The 19,970-nt window shown below is 65.0% G+C and carries 12 protein-coding genes; 4 read left to right on the top strand and 8 right to left on the bottom strand.

Features of this window, described 5'->3' with window-relative positions; all coding sequences use genetic code 11:
* The first annotated feature begins 133 nt into the window (after positions 1-133).
* Complete coding sequence (locus tag K8P63_RS06845) at positions 134-1,423, top strand: MFS transporter (RefSeq protein WP_223799068.1); 1,290 nt, start codon at positions 134-136, stop codon at positions 1,421-1,423.
* Between the two features lie 30 nt (positions 1,424-1,453).
* On the opposite strand, the gene K8P63_RS06840 is transcribed toward K8P63_RS06845, so the two are convergent.
* Together K8P63_RS06840 and K8P63_RS06835 are read right to left on the bottom strand one after the other, a co-directional pair.
* A complete protein-coding gene (locus K8P63_RS06840; RefSeq protein ID WP_223799067.1) occupies positions 1,454-3,070 on the bottom strand; it encodes a glycoside hydrolase family 43 protein in 1,617 nt (538 codons plus the stop codon).
* On the bottom strand, positions 3,067-4,290 hold the full coding sequence (locus K8P63_RS06835) for an MFS transporter (RefSeq protein ID WP_223799066.1): 1,224 nt from the start codon (positions 4,288-4,290) through the stop codon (positions 3,067-3,069). Before K8P63_RS06835 ends, K8P63_RS06840 begins: the two co-directional genes overlap by 4 nt.
* Positions 4,291-4,506: 216 nt before the next feature.
* On the opposite strand from K8P63_RS06835, the gene K8P63_RS06830 reads away from it, so the two are divergent.
* Positions 4,507-7,545: a TonB-dependent receptor domain-containing protein gene (locus K8P63_RS06830; RefSeq protein WP_398288584.1), complete on the top strand. Its 3,039-nt coding sequence runs from the start codon at positions 4,507-4,509 to the stop codon at positions 7,543-7,545.
* Between the two features lie 72 nt (positions 7,546-7,617).
* Here K8P63_RS06830 and K8P63_RS06825 read toward each other — a convergent pair whose 3' ends face one another.
* Together K8P63_RS06825 and K8P63_RS06820 are read right to left on the bottom strand one after the other, a co-directional pair.
* The gene (locus tag K8P63_RS06825) at positions 7,618-8,661 is read right to left on the bottom strand and encodes a LacI family DNA-binding transcriptional regulator (RefSeq protein WP_223799064.1); all 1,044 of its coding nucleotides are present in this window, start codon (positions 8,659-8,661) and stop codon (positions 7,618-7,620) included.
* A 152-nt stretch (positions 8,662-8,813) separates the two neighbouring features.
* Positions 8,814-11,813: a glycosyl hydrolase family 28-related protein gene (locus K8P63_RS06820; RefSeq protein WP_223799063.1), complete on the bottom strand. Its 3,000-nt coding sequence runs from the start codon at positions 11,811-11,813 to the stop codon at positions 8,814-8,816.
* Positions 11,814-12,250: 437 nt separating this feature from the next.
* On the opposite strand from K8P63_RS06820, the gene K8P63_RS06815 reads away from it, so the two are divergent.
* Positions 12,251-14,569, top strand: coding sequence for a porin family protein (locus tag K8P63_RS06815; RefSeq protein WP_223799062.1), 2,319 nt, complete (start codon positions 12,251-12,253; stop codon positions 14,567-14,569).
* 149 nt (positions 14,570-14,718) lie between these two features.
* Positions 14,719-15,057, top strand: a complete 339-nt coding sequence (locus tag K8P63_RS06810) for a hypothetical protein (RefSeq protein WP_223799061.1) — start codon at positions 14,719-14,721, stop codon at positions 15,055-15,057.
* 28 nt (positions 15,058-15,085) lie between these two features.
* On the opposite strand, the gene K8P63_RS06805 is transcribed toward K8P63_RS06810, so the two are convergent.
* The 4 genes from K8P63_RS06805 to K8P63_RS06790 are packed head-to-tail and all read right to left on the bottom strand — an operon-like array spanning position 15,086 to position 19,929.
* Positions 15,086-15,790: an ABC transporter ATP-binding protein gene (locus K8P63_RS06805; RefSeq protein WP_223799060.1), complete on the bottom strand. Its 705-nt coding sequence runs from the start codon at positions 15,788-15,790 to the stop codon at positions 15,086-15,088.
* A 50-nt stretch (positions 15,791-15,840) separates the two neighbouring features.
* Positions 15,841-16,845 (bottom strand): FecCD family ABC transporter permease, encoded by a 1,005-nt coding sequence (locus tag K8P63_RS06800; RefSeq protein WP_223799059.1) that lies wholly within the window; start codon positions 16,843-16,845, stop codon positions 15,841-15,843.
* A 10-nt stretch (positions 16,846-16,855) separates the two neighbouring features.
* Positions 16,856-17,809: an ABC transporter substrate-binding protein gene (locus K8P63_RS06795; RefSeq protein ID WP_223799058.1), complete on the bottom strand. Its 954-nt coding sequence runs from the start codon at positions 17,807-17,809 to the stop codon at positions 16,856-16,858.
* Positions 17,810-17,817: 8 nt separating this feature from the next.
* Positions 17,818-19,929, bottom strand: a complete 2,112-nt coding sequence (locus K8P63_RS06790; RefSeq protein WP_223799057.1) for a TonB-dependent receptor — start codon at positions 19,927-19,929, stop codon at positions 17,818-17,820.
* Positions 19,930-19,970 lie beyond the last annotated feature (41 nt).

Here is a 19,970-nt window from a genome sequence, read left to right as displayed (position 1 = left end):
GCGCCAGATGCAGGCGATGGCGGCTGGTCGCGCCAGAAGCTCGCGCCGCCCCCCTGCCCGGCAGCCTACTCGACCCGGCTGACAGCAATCGTTACCGCGGGTCAGCATCAACGATGCCGCCGGAGAACAGAACGTGACGGACCATGGGCAAGAGATATCCGCTCTCGGCGAGCATACGCTGTCGAAGATCAGTCGAAACCTGATGCCGCTGCTCTGCGCGATGTACCTGATCGCCTATATCGACCGGCAGAACGTATCCTATGCGAAGCTGGAAATGGTGGATGCGCTCCACCTGTCGGAGGCGGTCTATGGGCTGGGAGCGAGCCTGTTCTTCCTCGGATATTTCCTGTTTGAGGCGCCCGCCAACGTGATCCTCTCGCGGGTCGGCGCGCGTCTCTGGTTCGCACGCATCATGGGAAGCTGGGGGCTGGTGACGCTCGCGCTCGGCTTCACGCAGAACGTCGTCATGTTCTATGCGCTGCGGTTTCTGCTGGGCGTCGCCGAAGCCGGCTTCTTCCCGGGCGTGCTCTACGTCCTGACGCTCTGGTTTCCGCAGACGCGGCGGGCACAGATGGTGGGCCTCTTCATGATCGCCAGCGCAATCGCCAATGCCGTCGGGGCATTTGTCGGCGGCGCGCTGCTGGGGTTGGACGGTCTGGCGGGGCTGGCGGGATGGCAGTGGGTGTTCGTCGCGACCGGCATCCCGGCGATGCTGCTCGTCCCGCTGATCCTCATCAAGCTTCCGGTCGGGCCGCAGGCGGCACCGTTTTTGCGCGTCGAGGAAAAGGAATGGCTTGCGGCGGAGCTTGCCAGCGAACCCACGCCTCCGCCCGAAGGGCCGATCTGGCGCGCCTTCATCGACCGGCGCGTGCTGATCCTTGCCGCGGTCTATTTCGGCATGCCGCTGGGCACCTATGGCCTCAGTTATTGGCTGCCGACGATCGTCAAAGGCTTCGGTGCATCCAATTTCGAGAATGGCGCGATCAACGTCATCCCCTGGCTATGCGTCGCCATCGCATTGTGGGCGGTGCCGCGGCACGCAGCGCGCCATGGCGCGAGCGTTTGGCACATCGTCGGGCCGCTGCTCGTCGCCTCGGCCGGCCTGCTCGGCAGCGTGCTCGTTCCCGGCGCTGCGGCGAAGTTCGTCTGCCTCTGCATCGCGGCGGCGGCGGTGATGTCGGCGCAGCCCGTTTTCTGGAGCGTGCCGCAGCGCCTGCTGTCCGGCAGTCATGCGGCTGCCGGGCTGGCCGTCATCAACTCGATCGGTAATCTGGGCGGGTTCGTCGCGCAGAATGCTGTGCCGGCGATCCACGATGCCACCGGAAGCAATCTTGCGCCGATGGCGGGTCTGGCGGCGATGGTCCTGCTCAGCGCCGCGGGATGCTTTCTCGCGCTGAGGCAACATATACCAAGAGCGGCCTGATCGGCCCGATGCGACCCGCCCTCGCCCGGATCAGCCTTCGCTATAGGCAAAATAGTCGAAGTCGGCGGCGATCGCGCAGCCTGAAAGATCCTGGCAGGCCATGCCGACGAACGTGCCGGTGAAGTTGGGAAGGCCCGTGATCGTTGCTTCGTCGGACAGGATGCTCGCGTCGAATGTCCCGGGTACCGGCGTCCAGTCCGATGCGGATGCCATGCGGTATGAGAAACGGAGGCTTTCAAACGCGACGTCGACGCGCAGATGGATCACCCCGCTCGGGATCGGTATCGGCGTGCTGAATGCGCTGCCATGCGTCTCGGACGGCAATGCCGACATGACGCCGACGTAGCGGCCATTCTCCTCGTCCGTCGAGATGAAGAGATAATGGAATTTGGTACTGTTATAATAGCACACCAGCCCGGCGGCCTGCTGGAAGTTGTCCGGCTCGAACGCGACCGAAACCTCGGCCGAGTAGGAAAATGACTGCTGGCGTCGCGCCACCAGTGCCTGCGTAAAGGCACTTCCGATACTCTCGCGCCCGTAGAGGCGAAGATGCCCGGGGCGTGCCGTCAGGCTGAATATGGCGTCCGGATAGGGCGTTCGCAGCCATTGGAAGTCTGCGGGAAGCGTCTCGTCGTCGAACTGATCCAGCTGACGGACGTGCGGCGTGCTTTCGGCGATCGGCAGTCCCGCGGGCACGGGCGCCTTCAGCGAGGGCGCCCCCGTCCCGCCGAGCGTTCGCAGCCAGCCGTCTTCGCCCCACATCATCGGCTGAATGGCGGTCTCGCGTCCCAGCACGCACCGCTCCTTGCCGGGAAGCGGCCGCCCGCAAAGATAGGCCATCCATGTCTCGCCGGTCGGCGTGTCGACCAGGTCGCCATGGCCGGTGCGCGCCAATGCGGCATCGGAGCTCCGCACGGTCAGGATCGGGCCGTCGGGATGGGGCTCGTAGGGCCCGTACAGGGATCGCGAGCGCGCCATCACGACGGCATGGTTCCACCCCGTCCCGCCTTCGGCGACGAGCAGGTGATACCAGCCGTCACGCTTGTAGAGGTGCGGACCCTCGGTGAAGCCCAGTTCGGTGCCCTCGAAGATGACGCGGCGTTCGCCGATCAGTTTGCCGGCGCCGAGATCGAACTGCTGCGCCACGATGCCGGCGAACCTGCGGCGATCCGGCCGATGATCCCACAGCATGTTGAGCAGCCAGGTGGAGCCGTCGTCATCGTGGAACAGGGCCGGATCGAAGCCGCTGCTGTTCAGATAGACCGGATCCGACCAGTCCCCGTCGATCCGATCGCACCAGACCCAGTAATTGTGAAAGTCGCGCAGCGCCACGCCGGTCGCGCCGTTGATCGTCGTCCGCCCGTATCGCTTCACATCGGTGTAGACGAGATGGAAGCGGCCATCGGCATGGCTCAGATCGGCGGCCCATACGCCGCATGAGTCCGGATCGCCGCGCAGATCGATCTGGCTCGCCCGCCGCAACGGCCGGGTGATGAGGCGCCACGACTTGAGGTCGCGCGAATGGTGGATCTGAACGCCCGGAAACCATTCGAAGGTCGAGGTCGCGATATAATAATCCGCGCCCACCCGCACGATCGATGGATCGGGATTGAAGCCGCGCAGGATAGGGTTGTGGATCAGGTTCATGCAGGCTTCCGAACGATCGTCCACACCAGCGCTGCGCCAAGCAGATCGAGCAGGCCGAGCAGGACGAAGAAGGGTTGATAGCCGACCTCGTCGACCAGACGGCCGAGGGTCAGTGTGAAGATCAGCACGCCGAGGTTCGCGGCGGTGCCGGCGAAACCGGTCGCGGTCGCAACCTGATCGTGCGGAAACAGGTCCGACGCCATCGTGATGATCGTCACCGACAGCGTCTGGTGCGCAAATCCACCGACGCACAGCAGCGCGATGGCGAGAACGGGACTGGTGACCATGCCGACGAAGATCATGCCGGTCATCAGCAGCGCGCCCGTGGTGAAGGCCCATCGCCGCGCGTCGATCAGGCCCACGCCGTTACGCTGGAGCACCGACACGATCGCCGGCCCGAAGAGACAGCCCAGATCGGCCGCAAGGAACGGCAACCACGCGAAGAACGCGATCTGCTTCAGGTCGAAATGGCGAACCGTCACGAGGTAGAGCGGCATCCACACCGACAACATCCCCCACACCGGATCGGCCAGAAATCGCGGCAGCGCGATGCCCCACAGGTTGCGTTGACGCAGCAAGGCGACGAGCGACCGGCGTCGCGCACGGCCCTGCAAGCGATCCTCTTGTCCCGCCACGATATATTCACGCTCGCGCCCGGACAGCGCAGAGTGACGCTCGGGCCGGGCATACCAGAACAGCCAGAGGATGACCCAAACGAGGCCGAGCAGCCCCGCGACGATGAAGGCCGCGCGCCAGCTTCGCGTGAGGATCGCCCATGCCACCAGCGGTGGTGCGAACACGGCGCCGAACGAGGCGCCGATATTGTAGAGACCGCCGGCAAATCCGCGCTCGCGTGCCGGAAACCATTCGGACACCAGCTTCATGCCGGCGGGCTGCCCCGAGCCCTCGACGAGACCGAGGGCGCCGCGCAGGCCCGCGAAGCCCAGCCAGCCGTGCATCCAGCCGTGCGCCATCGTCAGCAGCGACCACGCCGCGACGAACAGCGAGAAGCCCCACTTCAGGCCGACCGCGTCGAGGAGATAGCCGCACAATGGCTGGAACATGACGCCGATCTGGAACGCCCCCGCGATCCACGAATATTGCCCGCTCGAGATCGCCTGTTCCGCCATGATCGTCGGCGCGGCGATCCCGAAGATACTGCGCGTCAGATAATTGATGACCATCGCGATCACGAACAGGCCGATGATCGACCATCGCACGTACGGGAAACCACTCAGCCTCAGCGCGCCTCTCCCCCGATAACGCTATCATACTTGTCCGAGGCGTTCGCCGTAGCAAGCATCCATCTCGGCCACCCGACCAATTCCACACCCATAATCCGGTTGACAGGCCGCGGGAAAGCGGGCAGCTTTCGATGATAACGTTATCACCTTGCCGATACTTGGCAAGCAAGAATAACGCATGGGGAAGGATGCATGATGGGAAAGACCAAGCGGTTGCGCACGTGCCGTGGCCAGAGCTTTCGGGCAGCGGCCAGCATCGGCGCGATCATGGCCGCAGCAATGGCCTCGCCTGCAGCGGCGCAGGGAGCGCCGGGCGATCAAGGCACGCCGTCGGCAGGCAGCCCGCCCCCCGTCAACAGCCTGGCACCGGCCAATAACGCGGCAACGCCCGGCCAGCCTGGCGACATCATCGTCACGGGCTCGCGCATCCGTGCGAACGGATTCAGCGCACCGACGCCGACGCAGGTGTTCAGCGCGACCGACATCGCCAAGAATGCCGAGCCGAACGTGTTCAACACCATCGTCCAGCTGCCGTCGCTGCAGGGATCGACCGGCGCGACGACCGGTACGTTCAGCACGTCGAGCGGCCAGCAGGGGTTGAGTTCGTTCTCGCTGCGCGGCCTCGGCACGATCCGCACGCTGACGCTTCTGGACGGGCAGCGGGTGGTGGCGGCGAACGTCACCGGCGTACCGGATATCAGCCTGTTCCCGCAGCTGCTGCTCGAGCGCGTCGACGTCGTCACGGGCGGCGCCTCCGCATCCTACGGCTCGGACGCCGTCGGCGGTGTGGTCAACTTCATCACCAACAAGCATTTCGAGGGTTTCAAGGCCAACGTGTCGGGCGGCCTCACCACCTATGGTGACGACAAGCAGTATCTGCTGCAGGCGGCGGCGGGCAAAGCATTCCTCGACAACCGCCTGCACATCGTGGTCAGCGGCGAATATGATCGCGAACAGGGCGTGCCGGCGGGCGGCTTCGGCGAGGAAGCACCCAATGGGCGCGACTGGTATACGACCGCGACGCTGGTCAATCGCGGCGTCATCAACGACGGCTCGCCGCAATATCTCTACCGCGAACACGCCCAGGCCTATCAATATACCAAATACGGCCTCATCAGCGCCGGCCCGTTGCAGGGCACCGCATTCGACAAGAACGGCAACCCGTTCCAGTTCCAGTATGGATCGAACGGGGTGCCGGCGAAGAACGCGGCTGGAACCGTCACCAATTGCTATTCGTCGGGCGGCTTCTGCGTCGGCGGCGATCTATCCGGCAATGTCGGCGTCGGCACCTCGCTCCAATCCAAGCTGGAGCGCATCAACGGCTATAGCCGCATCGGTTTCGACTTCGCACCCGACAACGAGATCTACGCGACGGTCAATGTCGCGCGCGTGAAGACGAGCAACCAACCCAACCCGGGTGGCGCGACCACCGGCCTGGTAATGCAGTGCAGCAATCCGTTCCTGCCGGCGTCGGTGGTCGCAGGATGCGCCGCGAACAACATCACGAGCTTCACCTTCGGGACGAGCAATGCGCTGTTGCCCCAGAATATCAGCGTGCACCCTACGCGCACCCAGTATCGCGGGGTGTTGGGCGCCGATGGCCGCTTCAGCGCGCTCGGCACCGACTGGCATTATGACGGCTATTACGAGCACGGCGAGAACATCACGAATATCCACGTCCGCAATATCCTGCTCAACCCGCACTATCGCGCCGCCGTCCAGGCGACCACGGTCAACGGCCAGATCGTCTGCGCCGATCCCGTCGCGCGCGCCAATGGCTGCGTGCCGATCAACATCTTCGGCGGCACGACACCGAGCGCCGCGGCGCTGGCCTATATCGAGCCGGCGAGCGGCCCGTTCCAGCACACCCGCCAGACGCAGGACGTCGCGAGCTTCAACCTCACCGGCGAACCGCTCTCGCTGTGGGCGGGGCCGGTGTCGGTCGCGTTCGGCGGCGAGTGGCGGCGCGAATTCTATCACGTCATCGCCGATCCCTACGGCAATGGCGTATCGGCGGAGAGCCCGAACAGCAGCGCCTATCCGGCCGATCCGGTGCTCAGCACCGCAGGCAACAATTGGTATGCCGGCAATTATCATGACGGGCGCGGCACCTACAACGTCAAAGAAGCGTTCGTAGAAGTGAACCTGCCGTTGTTGAACTCGCCGACGCTCGGCAAGGCAAACCTCAACACGGCGGGCCGCTGGACGCACTACAGCACCGCCGGCACCGTCTATACCTGGAAGGTCGGCGGCACGTGGGACACGCCGATCGATGGTGTCCGCCTGCGCGCGGTGACATCGCGCGACGTGCGCGCGCCCAATCTGTCCGAACTGTTCGCGGCGCCGGTCACGACGACCTTGCCCAACTTCACCAACCCCTTCACCAACAGCGCGCTGCTCGTCCTTCAGAACGTCGTCGGCAACCCGAATCTGAAGCCCGAAATCGCGCGCAATACCGAAGCCGGCATCGTGCTCAGCCGCCCGAAATGGCTGCCGGGGCTGAGCCTTTCGGTCGACTATTATAATATCAAGATAAAGGGCGTCGTCTCCAGCCTGTCGGCGCAGCAGCAGGTCAATTTCTGCTTTGCGGGGCTGACCCAATATTGCAGCACCTTCAATTTCGCACCGACCAGCGGCACTGCATTCATCAACGTCCAGGTGTTCAATCTCGCGTCGATCAAGACCAGCGGCTTCGACTTCGAGGCAAGCTATCAGTTCAAGCTCGACCCGCTTGGCCTGCCGGGGCGCATGACCTTTCGCGGTCTGGCCACCAACGTCCGGCACTTCATCACCGATCCCGGCATCTCCGGCGCGGCGGTGATCGACAGTGCGGGGCAGAATAGCGGCAACACCCCCAAGTGGAAGCTGCTCGGGATCGAGTCGTGGGATACCGACAAGTTCAGCCTGACGCTGCAGCAGCGCTGGTTCAGCAGCGGGACGTTCGGGAACCAATATATCGTCTGCAGCGCCGGCTCATGTCCCGTCCAGACCGCGCAGAATGCGAACAATTACCCGACGATCGACTATAACCACATGAAGGGCGCGTTCTACCTGGACGTCGGCGCATCGTACAACATCACCAAGAAGTTGACCGCCTACTTCAAGGTGGACAACGTTCTCAACCGCGATCCGACGCCATCGCCGCAGACGAACACCGGCCTGGACGCGAACCCGGCATTGTACGACCTGCTCGGCCGTTTTTATCGCGGCGGCATCAGGTACAATTTCTGACGTTTCTATCCTCTCCAGCGCTCTCCTCGGATCCTCCCATGCCCCGGCTTCTGCCGGGGCTTTTTTTTGCGATCAGATCGACTGATCTTTGGGCGGCGCCGTGGATTGTCGCTCGATCAATTCATGCTTGAGGATACGGGTTCGCCGGGCGCCTTGCGGTTCTGCTCCCACTTCCTTGATCTGCTGGGTGAGCAACTGGAGCGCCTCTGCAGCCAGTTCGCGTACCGGCTGCCGGACGGTGGTCAGCGGCGGCCATAGCGTCACGGCGGCGGTGGTGTCGTCGAAGCCGACGACCGTCAGGTCTTGCGGCACATCGAGGTGAAGGCGGTGTGCGACCGATACGACCGCCGAGGCCATGTCATCGTTGCTGGCGAAGATGGCGGTGGGCGGCGTCGCCGTCTCCAGCAGTAGATGCCCCGCCGTCAGCCCCGAAGTGTAGCTGAAATCACCTTGGATGACGATGCTTTCCACGTGAGCTATTTCGTCGACCGCCTTTTGGAAGCCACTGAGCCGCTCCGCACTCGCCGACTGGTTCGCGTTGCCCGTGATGAATCCCAACCGGCGATGCCCGAGCGCGAGCAGATGACGGGTCATATCGTAGGCGGCGCGCTTGTTGTTGATGCGGACCGATATATTCTCGGACGAGACGCCGCCGACGACGGCGACGGGGAGCGACGCCTCGCGCAGCGGCTGGAGGATGCTGTCGAATTCGCCGAGCGGCGGCGCGAGGATGACGCCCGTCACGCCCGATTGGATAAGGCGCTGGATTTCGTTTTCGCCGGGCGGAAGTCCACCCTCCCCCTTCAGGAGGGTCAGTTGCGCACCCCTGGCGGACGCTTCTTCGAACACGCCGGTCAGAAACTCGCTCATGAAGGTGGCGCTGGGATTCGAATAGATCACGCCGATCCTGATCTCTTTGGACGTGACGAGGCTCCGCGCAGCGACATTCGGCGAATAAGCGAGATCGCGGATGGCGAGATCGACCGCCTGCCGCGTCTCCGGGCGGACACTGCCGCGCGCGTTGATCACGCGCGACACGGTCATTGGCGACACGCCGGCGCGCTTGGCGACGTCGATCACCGTGGGCGCGCGCTTCTTTTGCGTGACGATATCCAAGCGATCTCCAAACCGACGCGAGCAAATGCAACGTAGCAAGCGCGCGGTGCCAACGCCAACGGATAGCCGACCTGCACCCCGAGCCGGGCGGCTCAGCCCCGTTTCCCCCACGACCGTTCGAGCGCCACCTCAGGATGCCCGTGTCGCGCCCATCATAGTTGCAGCGCGTAAAGACTATGGTGCGTCAGAATGAAGAGTGTCCGCCTGTCCGCGCCACCAAACAATAGCTGAAGGGGGCGTTCGGGCACGTCGATGCGCCGCTGCAAACTGCCGGTCGGGCCGTAGACAAAGACCTGCCCGTTGGCGACGTACAGATTGCCGGACGGATCGCGCGCGACGCTCTCGCCGCCGCGTTCGGCCGCGACGCGCAGATCGGTCACGCGCCCGCTTTCGCCGATCAGCCCGCTGTAGGTGCGGTTTTCCGAAGCGTTGGTGAGGAAGACGCGCTCGCCGGGCTTGCCGACGACGAGGCCGTAGGCGTCGAGCGTGTCCGACCAGCGCCAGCCCTGCTGGTCTTCCGTACCCTGATTCCAGGTGCGGAAGGCCGGCAGGACCAGCGATCCGTCCGGCGAGACAAATTCCTGCGCCTTGGCCTCGCCCATTTTCTGGATGAAGAAATCGGCGAGCGGCGGGAATTCGTAGGTGCGGGGATCCATCCGGTCGGCGAACTCGCCATTGGCCCAGACATTGACCGGCAGCGCAGTGCTGGCGCCGCGAGGTGCGGCGACCGGCGTCGCTGCGATCACGCGGATCGCTTCCGGAGCGTTCGGGTCGATGCTGTAGACGGTCCCGTCACGCCCCGCCGAAGACAGCACCATCAGGCGGCCGGAGCGATCGACCGCGAGATTCGCCGGATCGAGCGGCGCCTCCGAGACGGTGGTCAGCCCTTCGGACTTCGACCAACCCAGAATGCGGTGGAAGAAGCGATCGACGAAGTAGAGCTTGCCCTCCGCATCGACCGCTCCGCCGGCGATCGAATAGAAGCCGTCGGCGAGCATCTCGATACCCGGCGTGGCCGGAGCCATCGGCCCCGTCCCGGCCACGGGCGGCGCTGGTGGCACGTCCAGTTTCGCGAATTCCCGCTCGCGCACCTCCTGCCGCCGGGTGAAATCCGTGATCGCGTTATCGAACGGGAACTTGCCGGCGCGGGAGAACGTACCGCACCCCTTGCTGTCGCAATGCGCGAAGCTGTTGTCGCCGTTGACGTGCACGTTGCGGAACCGGATGTCGCCCGATCCGAACAGTCGAATGGCAGTATCCATCGGCTTGATCGAGCGTGTCACGCGGTAGCTATGATAATTGGCGAACAGGATGTTGTGCGCATCATGGAATTCGGTCGAGACGGCGTTGACGCCATCGCGCACCTCCTGTTCGGTCTGCGGCGCGAGAAATTCCCAATTCGCGACGTTCCGCAGCACGATCTCGTTATTGTAATGATGCTCGGCGGACAGTTCGTAGACATGGCCCGGCGTCTTCGTGTCGGAGACGAGAAAGCCGGTCGAGGCCAGCCCGTTCGGCGTCCAGATCGCGGCAAAGGTTCCGCCGCCGCCGTCGGTCACCCAGATACTGGCATGCTGGGCGTCGAAGCGGGCACCAGGCTCGTTGGCTCCCATCAGCTTTCCCGCCACCTGCAGCAGCGGTCCATGGATGCGGACATCGTTCACCATCGATGCCGCGCCAGCCTTCCATAGCAGTGCGGTCGCGCGCGGATTGACCGCACCGGCCCATAAGCCGACGCCCGACACGATCGCATTGCCGCCCTTGGCGCTTTCGATCAGTGCCTTGGCACCGCCGACGCCGGCAAAGGCCGGGCTGCCATTCGGCAGGACGAGCTGCGTCAGGTTCGGGTGGAGGGCGATCAGGACGCTGTCCGGACGTAGCTTCAGCGTGTCGGTGACATGATAGCGGCCGATCGGCAAATAGAGCACGCGATGCGCGTCGATCGCATGCTGGAGCGCGGCGGTGTCGTCGGTAGCGTCATCCCCCTTCGCACCTAGGTCGCGCACATTCACCCACTCACGCACCGGCGGCAGCGGCGGGATGGCCGGCGCCGGCGGCCGCGGCATCTGTGCGAGCGGTGCCATCGCGACGTCGGTCGCATAATCGCCCATCGCGCCGAGCGCGGGAAGCTTGAGCCCGTAGGAGAAGTCCTTGACGCGCCAGCGCATGCCGTTGCCGGCGATCGCTTTGCCGCTGTCGCGGAAAAGGGCGAAGGTGGGGGTGTTCACTCCGACCGCGTTGTCGAACCCAATCTGGGTGAAGACGCTGTTTTCGCTGGAGATGACGATGCCCGCCCGCGAGACATTCTCGAACCGAACGTCTTTTCCCCAAAAGGAGTCGGAATAGCCGCGGTCGATGTTGATCCCGACCGGCGTGTTGCGGATCGCGACGTTGACGAGCGTCAGGCCGAGCTCATGCTCGCGAACCGCCGCATCGCGCTGACCGTCGAATTCTGAATCGAGCAACGTGAACGGCCACGCGGGCGACGTCTTCTCGCTGATGATCCCGTAGCGGCCACCGTAGAACCGCAGATCCTCGCACTCGTTGCCCGCCTGATAAATGCCGGCAAGGCCGGAGCCCAGATGGAAGTCGATGTGGCGCAGAAAGGCGTGTTGCGCGACGCGGAACCGGACGGCGACCGCACCGGCATTGCCGCGGCCAATCTCGAAATCGACGTTCGACAGCGCCGAATAGAATGTGGTCTGGGTGGCATCGAACACGCTGGGATCGAACGGGCGCGTGGTCGGCGGCGGGATTGGCGGCTTGCCCGCCCGATACTGATCGTCGCCCGTAAAGCTGACGACGGCCGCGATACCGTCCGCGAAGCCGGGCGTGTTGTCGGCAAGCAGGATCACGGGACGCGTTCGGCCGATCCCGAAGACGCGCACCGCCGAGCGGAGCAGGATCGTGCGACTGACCCGATAACGGCCGGGGGGCAGGAAGACGATGCCGCCCTTGTTGCCGCCGGTGCTCGCGGCGGCATCGATCGCGGCCTGGATCGCCGCGGTGTCGTCGGTGCGCCCGTCAGCCGCCCCCTTGACCAGGATTGCGTGCGGATCGTCGGGCTGGGTCGAATAAACCGAGGTCGAGATCGCAAATGTGGGAGGGGCCAAACCCGCCATCGCGGCCATCGCCAAGGCAATCGCTTTCATCGCTGTCCTCACCCATGATCTGGCCGCTGTTTTACAGCGTGCTGATGTGATAACGTTATCACGCGCAATCGAGGATAGCTACCCAGCGAGCAGCTCGATCGCGCTGAAAGGCCGCCCGCTCGCCACATGATCGCGCCGGGTGCCGTCTATTCTGCCCCGTCGGGGTCGGACGACGGCCGAATGCGGCGATCGCTCGGCAAGTTTACAGCCCAATGGCGTTGCCCCCCTCGCTTCCGAAATTGCATTTTCATACATCGGAGAGACAGCTAAGAAACGCCATCGGGCCGCGGAGCTTCCGTCGTCGCCGGTCCGGGAAGCAGGTGCGAACATGACGGCGGGCGGAGTTTTAGCGCTTGCGCGTCCCATGTCCGGTGATCTCGGCGCCGCCTGAACGCGCGCCCTCGAAGCATTTATGTTCGCTTCTCCTGCTTGGCCTGATGTATCTGGCAAATGACGAAGCGGAAGCAGCCAAGCCGGCATCCAGCACCGCCCCGCCATCTGCCGACGCCACCGAAGCCGCCACCGCCGCACAGGACGAGATCCTCGTTACGGGTCATGTGCAACGCGGTGCCGTCGCGACCAACGTGCCACCCGAGGTCAGCCTCAACAGCGCGGTGATCCAGTCGCTCGGCGCCGCCGATCTGACCGAAGTGTTCAGGGAACTGGCGCCTGAAATCGGTGCGACGCCCGGCACGTCTGGGGCGCAACGCGGGCCGGCCATCGTGCTGGTGAACGGGCAGCGTATCGCGGGCTTCTCGTCGATCAAGGACTTCCCGCCGGAATCGGTGCGACGGATCGAGATCTATCCCGAGTTGGTCGCCCTCCAATATGGCTACGGGCCCGACCAGCGCGTCGTGAACGTCGTTTTGCGCGACGATTATCGCGCGCTCACGTTGCTGGGTCGCTATACGATGGCACCCAATAACTGGCGCGGGCTTTATCGCGCCAAGGTCGACCTGATCCGCATCGGCGAGAATGCGCACTGGAATCTCGCGCTCGATTATAGCCATCAGGATCCGATCGTGGCCGACACGACGTTCGCGGGCTCGCTCGCCCATATCGGCGCCACGCCGCGGCATACGCTCGCCCCGCAGGACGACCATCTGACGATCAGCGGTGCATCGACGCGCCCGATCGGTGCGATCAGTGCCGAATTGACCGGCAGTCTCGATCTCGACGCGCTGCAGTCTCGACCGGGCCTGTTGAGCGAAGATGCCGATCTGCTGGTGCAGGAGGGGCTTGCCGATCTGGCGACCGGGCCGCTCGATCGCGTCGACCGGACCGCCCGCGCGCAGACCAGCCTCACCCTGAACGGAAAGCTGGATGGCTGGCGGTGGTCGACGATCGCGAAGCTCGATGAAAGCACCCGGCTGACGCGCACCATCGACGCTTCAAGCGCGGCCGCCCTCGATACCATCCTGCTGCCCTCGCCCACCATGCTCGGCGAGCGGTGTAATGGCGCATCCAATACCGATTGCGCCTCGACCACGTCACGTCTGGCCAGCGGCGACGCTTACCTGAACGGCAATCTCTTTGCGCTGCCCGCAGGTGCCGTCACCGCTGCTTTGCGGACGGGCTTCGTCTTCGCGAATGTTCGCGGCGATTCCGCGCTGCAATCGACCGATCTGCACCGAAGCGACATCAGCGCGCAGGCCAGTCTCGATTTTCCGATCACGTCGCGCAAATTCGCGCTGGGGACGCTTTCGACGGGAGTGAACGCCGAAGTTCATCGCCTTTCCGACTTCGACACGCTCTCGACAATCGGATCGACGCTGAACTGGTCGCCGATCGTTCCCGTGAACATCATTGCATCGTTCAACCGGATCGAACAGGCGCCGAGCCTGCTGCAACTCGGCACCGCCCGGCTCGTGACGCCCGACCTGCGCGAATTCGACTTTGCCACCGGCACGACCGTGATTGCCCAGCAGATCGAGGGGGGAAATCAAAATCTCCGCCTGTCGACGTCGCGCATCGCGAAGGTGCGACTGCAGGCCCGCCCGATCGCCGCCGCCGATCTCACCTTGTCCGCCGATTATACCTGGGATCACACGCGCGATCCGATCATGAGCATCACCGCCGCGACCAGCGCCACGATCGCCGCCTTCCCCGACCGCTTCACCCGGCAGAACGGTTTTCTGACCGAGCTGGACGCGCGCCCGATGAATCTCGACTGGCGAAAGCGTCAGCAAGTTCGTCTGGGCATCAACTATTCGACCGCCTTCGGCGGCGCGTGGCCGGACAGGAATGCGGCACCCGCCAGCGGCACCAAGCCGACCGTCCGCGATCAATTCCAGATCGCGCTCTACGATACGTGGGCGCTTCAAGACCGCGTTGCGCTGAAGGCCGGGCTGCCGGTGATCGATCTGCTCGGCGGCGACACGCTGAGCGACGGCGGCGGCACGGCGACGCATCGGCTGGAGCTTCAGACGACGATCTCGACGCATGCGGTCAGCGCCGATGTCAGTGGCGTCTGGCAGACGCCGACCACGACGACGACCTCGTCCGGCGAAGCGCTGACCTTCTCCCAGGGGATCACGCTCAATCTCCGAGTCCAGATCAACCTGGCCGATCAGGCGTGGCTGCGTCGCCGCATCCCGTGGCTGAAGGGCAATCTCAATCTGTCTGCGGACAATCTATTGGGTGCACATACGACCGTCCATGATGCCAGGGGGGTCGTGCCGCTCGCCTATAGCGAGTCCTATTTGAACCCCACCGGACGCACCTTCCGCATCACGTTACGCAAACGCTTCCGATGAAGATCGAAATCGAGCGCGGCGATATCGAACAATGCCTCGTCAGCCGCCGCTGCCACGTCCCTCACGATGGCCACCTGTCATCTTCGGAGTGGGCACGGCCGCCCCGCCCCTCTATGCGGGCGACGAACCTTTAGGGCACAGGCTGGTACATGGCGCGCAAGCATCCGAAACATGGTCCGTACGAGGATCTGCGCCACGAGGATGAGGCTCCTGCGGCGCCGCCGCCTTGCTGGCTTTGCGGCCGGCCCACTGGCAAAACCATCGTCTGGCACCATCCCGTGCCCAAGAGCCGGGGCGGGCGCGATGTCGTGCCCATGCACTCCATTTGCCAGCAGACGCTGACCGTCAATTTCACCAATTCCGAATTGCAGCGCTACGGGATGGATGTGGAGGGCCTGCTGGCCGATCCCGCCGTACGCAAATTTGTCGATTGGGTCGCGAAGAAGGATCCTGATTTCACCGCGACCATCACCAAGAAGCAGCGCTGATCGGCGTTGTTTTCGGAGAAGCCGCAGTTCATCCGGCCGGAACGACCAGGCCCGTCGTCTGCATGAGCGCGATCCTGACGCCATAACATCGGGTGAGCGTCTCGGCATCGAGCACGTCCGCGCAGGGGCCGTCGGCGATGATCCGGCCGTCGCTAAGAACCAATGCCCGCGAGAATGTCCGTAACGCTTCGGTGGGATCGTGCGTCGTCGCCAGCACGCTCAACCCGTGTGCCGCGAGCTGCCGCAGGAGCGAGAGGACATGCGCCGACTGACCGGGGTCCAGCGCTGCGGTCGGCTCATCCAGCAACAGGATGTCCGCACCCTGCATCATGGCGCGCGCGATCAGAACCGATTGCTGTTCGCCCCCGGACAGGGTCGTGTAGGCACGACGTGCCAGATGCCCGATGCCGACACGATCGAGCGCTGTCTGCGCGACGCTCGCGCCGGACGTCTTGCCAGCCCAGCCCGTGATCGAGACGCGGCCCATCGCGACCATCTCGGCCACGGTGAACGGGAATGTCGGCAGGTGGCGCTGCGGCACGTAAGCGATACGCCGCGCGATGGCCCGACGGGGCATCGACAGGATCGGCGCGTCGTCGAGCAGTACCAGTCCAACATCGGCCCGCAGCAAGCCGAGCAGCAGGCGCAACAGCGTCGTCTTACCCGATCCGTTCGCACCGAGCAGCGCCACCATCTCGCCGCCGCCCAGCTCAAGCGAGACGTCGCGCAGCACGGGGCGTCCATCGCGGCTCAGGACGAGCCCCTCGGCGCGCAGGCCGTTGCTCACGCCCAGCCTCTGCGGAGGCGTGGCAGCACCGCGAGGAAGACGATCACGCCGACCAGATCGGTGACGATGCCGATCGGTATCTCGGAAGGCGTGACGGTGCGGGCGATCGTATCCGCGATGACGAGAAAGACCGCGCCGATGCACGCACAGATGGGCATCAGCCGACCGTGCGCCGGGCCGGTCAGGAGGCGGACGATGTGCGGCACGACGAGACCCACCCAGCCGATCGTTCCCGCCAGCGTCACGGTCAGCGCGCAGGTCGCGGTGGCGATCGCGATGACGGCGAGACGCAATCGGCGTACCGGCACGCCCAGGCTCAACGCCTCGTCATCCGCCAGCACGAGCAGGTCGAGGAAGCGCCCGCAGCCGATCAACAGCGCGATACCGATCGCAAGCGGCACGCCGGCGATGGCAAGCGTCGGACCGGCGGCGCCGGTAAGGCTGCCGAGCAACCAGAAGACGATATCGGCAAGGGTATTCTGCGGATCGGCGACGAATTTCGCCAGCGACAGCAGCGCGGTGAACAGCGCCCCGCTGACGAGCCCGCCGAACACCAGCAGCAGGACACCGCCTGCGCTCTCGCCGTCGCGATCGGCGAACAGCCGCGCGACGAGCACGCCCAGCGCGACCGCGGCGCCGCCGCCTGCGAACGTGAGCGCCATGCGCGCGACGGGCGGCAGATCGAGCAGGATCGCCGCGGCCGCGCCGAACCCGCTTCCTGCCAGCACGCCGAGCAGATCGGGCGATACCAGCGGATTGCGGAATACGCCCTGATAAGCGGCGCCGGCGCTCGCCAGCCCGGCGCCGACCAGCGCCGCACCGAGGATGCGCGGCAGGCGTTCGTGCCACAGCAGAGTGGTCGCGATCGGGTCGCCGGCCGCCCCGCCCAGCCCAAGCGCGCGGAGCAGGTGAACCGGCGGGATCGGGTAGCGGCCGATGCACGCCGCCCCTGCCATGACGATGACGAGCAGCAGGATCGAGAACAGCAGACCCCTGCTCATCGCGTCCAGCTCATGGAGCGGGCGGCAGCGATGCCAGGATGCGATGCGCCTCGGCATCGGTCAGGTGGTAGCCGTAGAAACGCCGGTAGAAACGCTGCGTCTCCGCCGCCATGTCGCCCGTCCCGGCTTCTCCGGGATGAAACAGTTTGGCCGCCCATTGCAGCTGGAGCGCGAATTCGGGACCATAGCGATCCCACGGAAAGACGCCCGCCGGATTGCGCACCACCCGACGCCCCGCCATTGCGGGTATGCCGATCCAGGGCTGATCGTCGGGCCCTTTGGCCGGGCCGCCGACGATGATGATGTCCGGATTCCACTGGGCGATCTGCTCGATCGAGATCGGCTTCTGGTTGCCGATCAGCCCGTCCGCCGCGTTGCGCCCGCCGGCGGCGCGGATCCAGGTGTCGATCATCGTGTTCGCGCCATCGGCCTTGAGCGGCGACCAGGAGACCAGGTGCAGCACGCGCGGTTTGCGCGCTTCGGGCAGCGATCCGACCGACGCGCCCAAGCGGCGCAACACGGCGGCAGTATAGGCCTCGTAATCGCGAAGCCGCTGGCGGGCGAGCGGCGTGCCGATCGCCGACGCCGTCTCGCGAAGACTGCGCGCCATGCCGGGAACGTCGGAAAATGACATGTCCCGCGCATCGATCCCCAGCGCCTTGAGCCGCGCGGCTTCGGGCGCTTGTGCGGTGAAGGCAAGCTTCACGCCCTGCCCCAGCAAGGTCTCGGCATTGGCGGAGCCGTTCGCGACGATCTGCGCGCGCCGCAGTTCGGGCGCGACCCGGAACATCCAGGGCTGTGCGGTCGGCGTATCGACCGTCACCCGGATGCTGCCGGCCGCGCCCAGCATCATCGTCATCGCATTGTGCGCAAACCACAGGTCGGCGATTGGCGGCGGCGCGACGGGCGCCGCGCCGATCAGGATGGGAAGCGACAGCGCGAGCAACGCGAGGCGTTTGGTCACGGGAACCGTCATAGCGCGAACGCGACCGAGCCGGCGACGGTTCGTGGCTGGCCGAGCGCGGCCGTGGCGTTGCCGGCGCCGGAATAGCCGTTGAGCCCGCCCGGAACGATATTGGTGAGATAGCGCTCGTCGGTGACGTTGGCGACGTCCACCCGGAAGGTGACATGATGGGTGCCGAACACAGCATCCTTCTTCACGCCCAGATCGAGCGTGGTGTAGCCATCGGCGAAGAAGCGGTTCTGGTTGTCGGTCGGCCGGTTACTGGCATGCCGCACGAAGGCCGTGAGTTGCAGGCCGGATATGCGGGGCACGGCCCAGGTGACGAGCGACGTCATCGTCCAGCGCGACAGGCCGGCGATCCGCGTGTCGTTGGTCGCGGCGGTGGCGGTATCGAGCAGCTTGGGATCGAGGAAGGCAACGCCGCCGAAGACCGTCAGGCCGGGCAGCACGCGCCCGTTTGCCGTGAGCTCCACGCCCCGGTTTCGCTGTTCGCCATCCTGCTCGAAGACCGAGGTGGCAGCGTTGATATAGGCGAAAGGCCGGCTGATCTGGAAAGCCGCCAGGGTGAAGTCGACAGCCTTGAGGCCGAGCTTCACGCCGCCCTCATACTGCTTCGATCGGAAGGGCGCGAGAATGCTGTTCTGATTGACCGTTCCGGCGGGTGCGGTGTCACCCTGCTGGAGGCTGTTCGCATAGGTGAAATAGACGGTCAGCGGTTCGATCGGCTTGTAGACCAGGCTGGCCGAAGGGCTGAACCCGGTATCCGAAGAGCGACTGGTGGCGCTGCCGCCGCTGTTCGAGTTGATGGTGCCGAGCCAGCTCTGGCTTCCGGTCAACACCGCGCTCCAATGCTCGCCGATGCTGATCCGATCGCTCGCCACCAGCACCTGCTGCCAGGCGCGCGACGAGCGATAGCGATCGGTGAAATCCGGCAAATTGGGCCGTGCGAAAGCGCGCGGATTCGCGAGCGTCCCCGAGCCGAGCGTGAAGGTGGCTCCGGCATAGGGATTGAAGTTCTTCCACACGAAACCGTTGGTTCCGAGCGCAAGCTGGTGCCGCAACGGCCCAGTATCGAACTGGCCGTCGAGATAGGCCTGATTGGACAGGATGGTGAAGCGGCTGGCCGTCGAGGTCTGAATCGTCGCGGTATAAGCGCCCGCGGCGTTGGTGATCGTGTCGGTGATCTGGCTCGTTTCGCGATCCGCCACCTGGTCGAGCACGCCGACGGTCAGGTGCCAGTCGCTGCCGATGTCGTGCCTGAGCTTCGCACTCCCGGTATAGGTATGGTTGCGCTGTCCGGCATAGGGCTGCGCATAGCCCTGCCGGTAGGGATCGATTTCCGGGAAGGCGACGCCGTTTGCGGTCGCGAAGCTCGGCTCCACGCCACGCGTCTGGTAGCGATAATAGCTGCCGTTGAGTTCCAGCACCGTGGACGGAGCCACGTGCACGTCGAGCGCAAGGCTGGCCAGCTGACGGCTGACACGGCTGTTGTCGAGATAGGCTTCGCCGGCCTCGTTGAGCAGATTGGCGCGGTAACCGATCAGGCCATTGGCGGCTGTATTCGACACGTCCAGATGCTCGAGCCAGAGGTCGCCCGAACCGTAGCCGATGCGGCCATAGGCCAGAGGCTGGGCCGTCGGGCGCTTGAGCGTATATTCGAACGTGCCAGCGGGGTTGGCCGGCCCGAAGATCGCGCCGGACAGGCCGTTCAGAACCTGAACGTTCTCGAACTGCTGGGCGGCATAGTCGGTCGTCGAGACGATGTTGAACCCGTCGATCCGGCTGTTCTGCACGACGCTGCCCTGGAAGCCCCGACTCTGCGGCCGGGCGCCATCGCCCTGCACCGAGGGCAAGTAGCGGAAGACGTCCTGGACGCTCTTGAGCTGCTGCTGCTCGATCAGCGCGGAGGGCACGATGTTGATCGTGTTCGGTGTGTCGTGCACGTCGACCAAACCGAGCGGCCCGAGCGAGGCGGTCTGCGTCTCGTCGTGGATGGCATCGCCTTCCACCCCGGTCACGACGATGTCGGATGGTGCTGAAAGCCTATCCTGCGCCTGCGAAACCGTTCCTAACACGCTGGTGGCGACGAACATCGCCCCCGAACAAATGATACGACGCACCAACATCCCTTTGAAAACGATCTAAATGCCGCGGACGTGCG

The organism is Sphingomonas nostoxanthinifaciens (assembly GCF_019930585.1).
In the GTDB taxonomy this organism is placed as follows: domain Bacteria; phylum Pseudomonadota; class Alphaproteobacteria; order Sphingomonadales; family Sphingomonadaceae; genus Sphingomonas_I; species Sphingomonas_I nostoxanthinifaciens.
The sequence above is the reverse complement of the archived record's forward strand: the minus strand, read 5'-3'. Positions and strand labels throughout refer to the sequence as shown.

Bases quoted from the DNA above. Each gene is read 5' to 3' on its own strand.
- K8P63_RS06840 (WP_223799067.1), bottom strand. From the start codon at position 3,070: ATGAACCTGATCCACAACCCTATCCTGCGCGGCTTCAATCCCGATCCA.
- K8P63_RS06830 (WP_398288584.1), top strand. From the start codon at position 4,507: ATGATGGGAAAGACCAAGCGGTTGCGCACGTGCCGTGGCCAGAGCTTT.
- K8P63_RS06820 (WP_223799063.1), bottom strand. From the start codon at position 11,813: ATGAAAGCGATTGCCTTGGCGATGGCCGCGATGGCGGGTTTGGCCCCT.
- K8P63_RS06815 (WP_223799062.1), top strand. From the start codon at position 12,251: ATGTATCTGGCAAATGACGAAGCGGAAGCAGCCAAGCCGGCATCCAGC.
- K8P63_RS06810 (WP_223799061.1), top strand. From the start codon at position 14,719: ATGGCGCGCAAGCATCCGAAACATGGTCCGTACGAGGATCTGCGCCAC.
- K8P63_RS06800 (WP_223799059.1), bottom strand. From the start codon at position 16,845: ATGAGCAGGGGTCTGCTGTTCTCGATCCTGCTGCTCGTCATCGTCATG.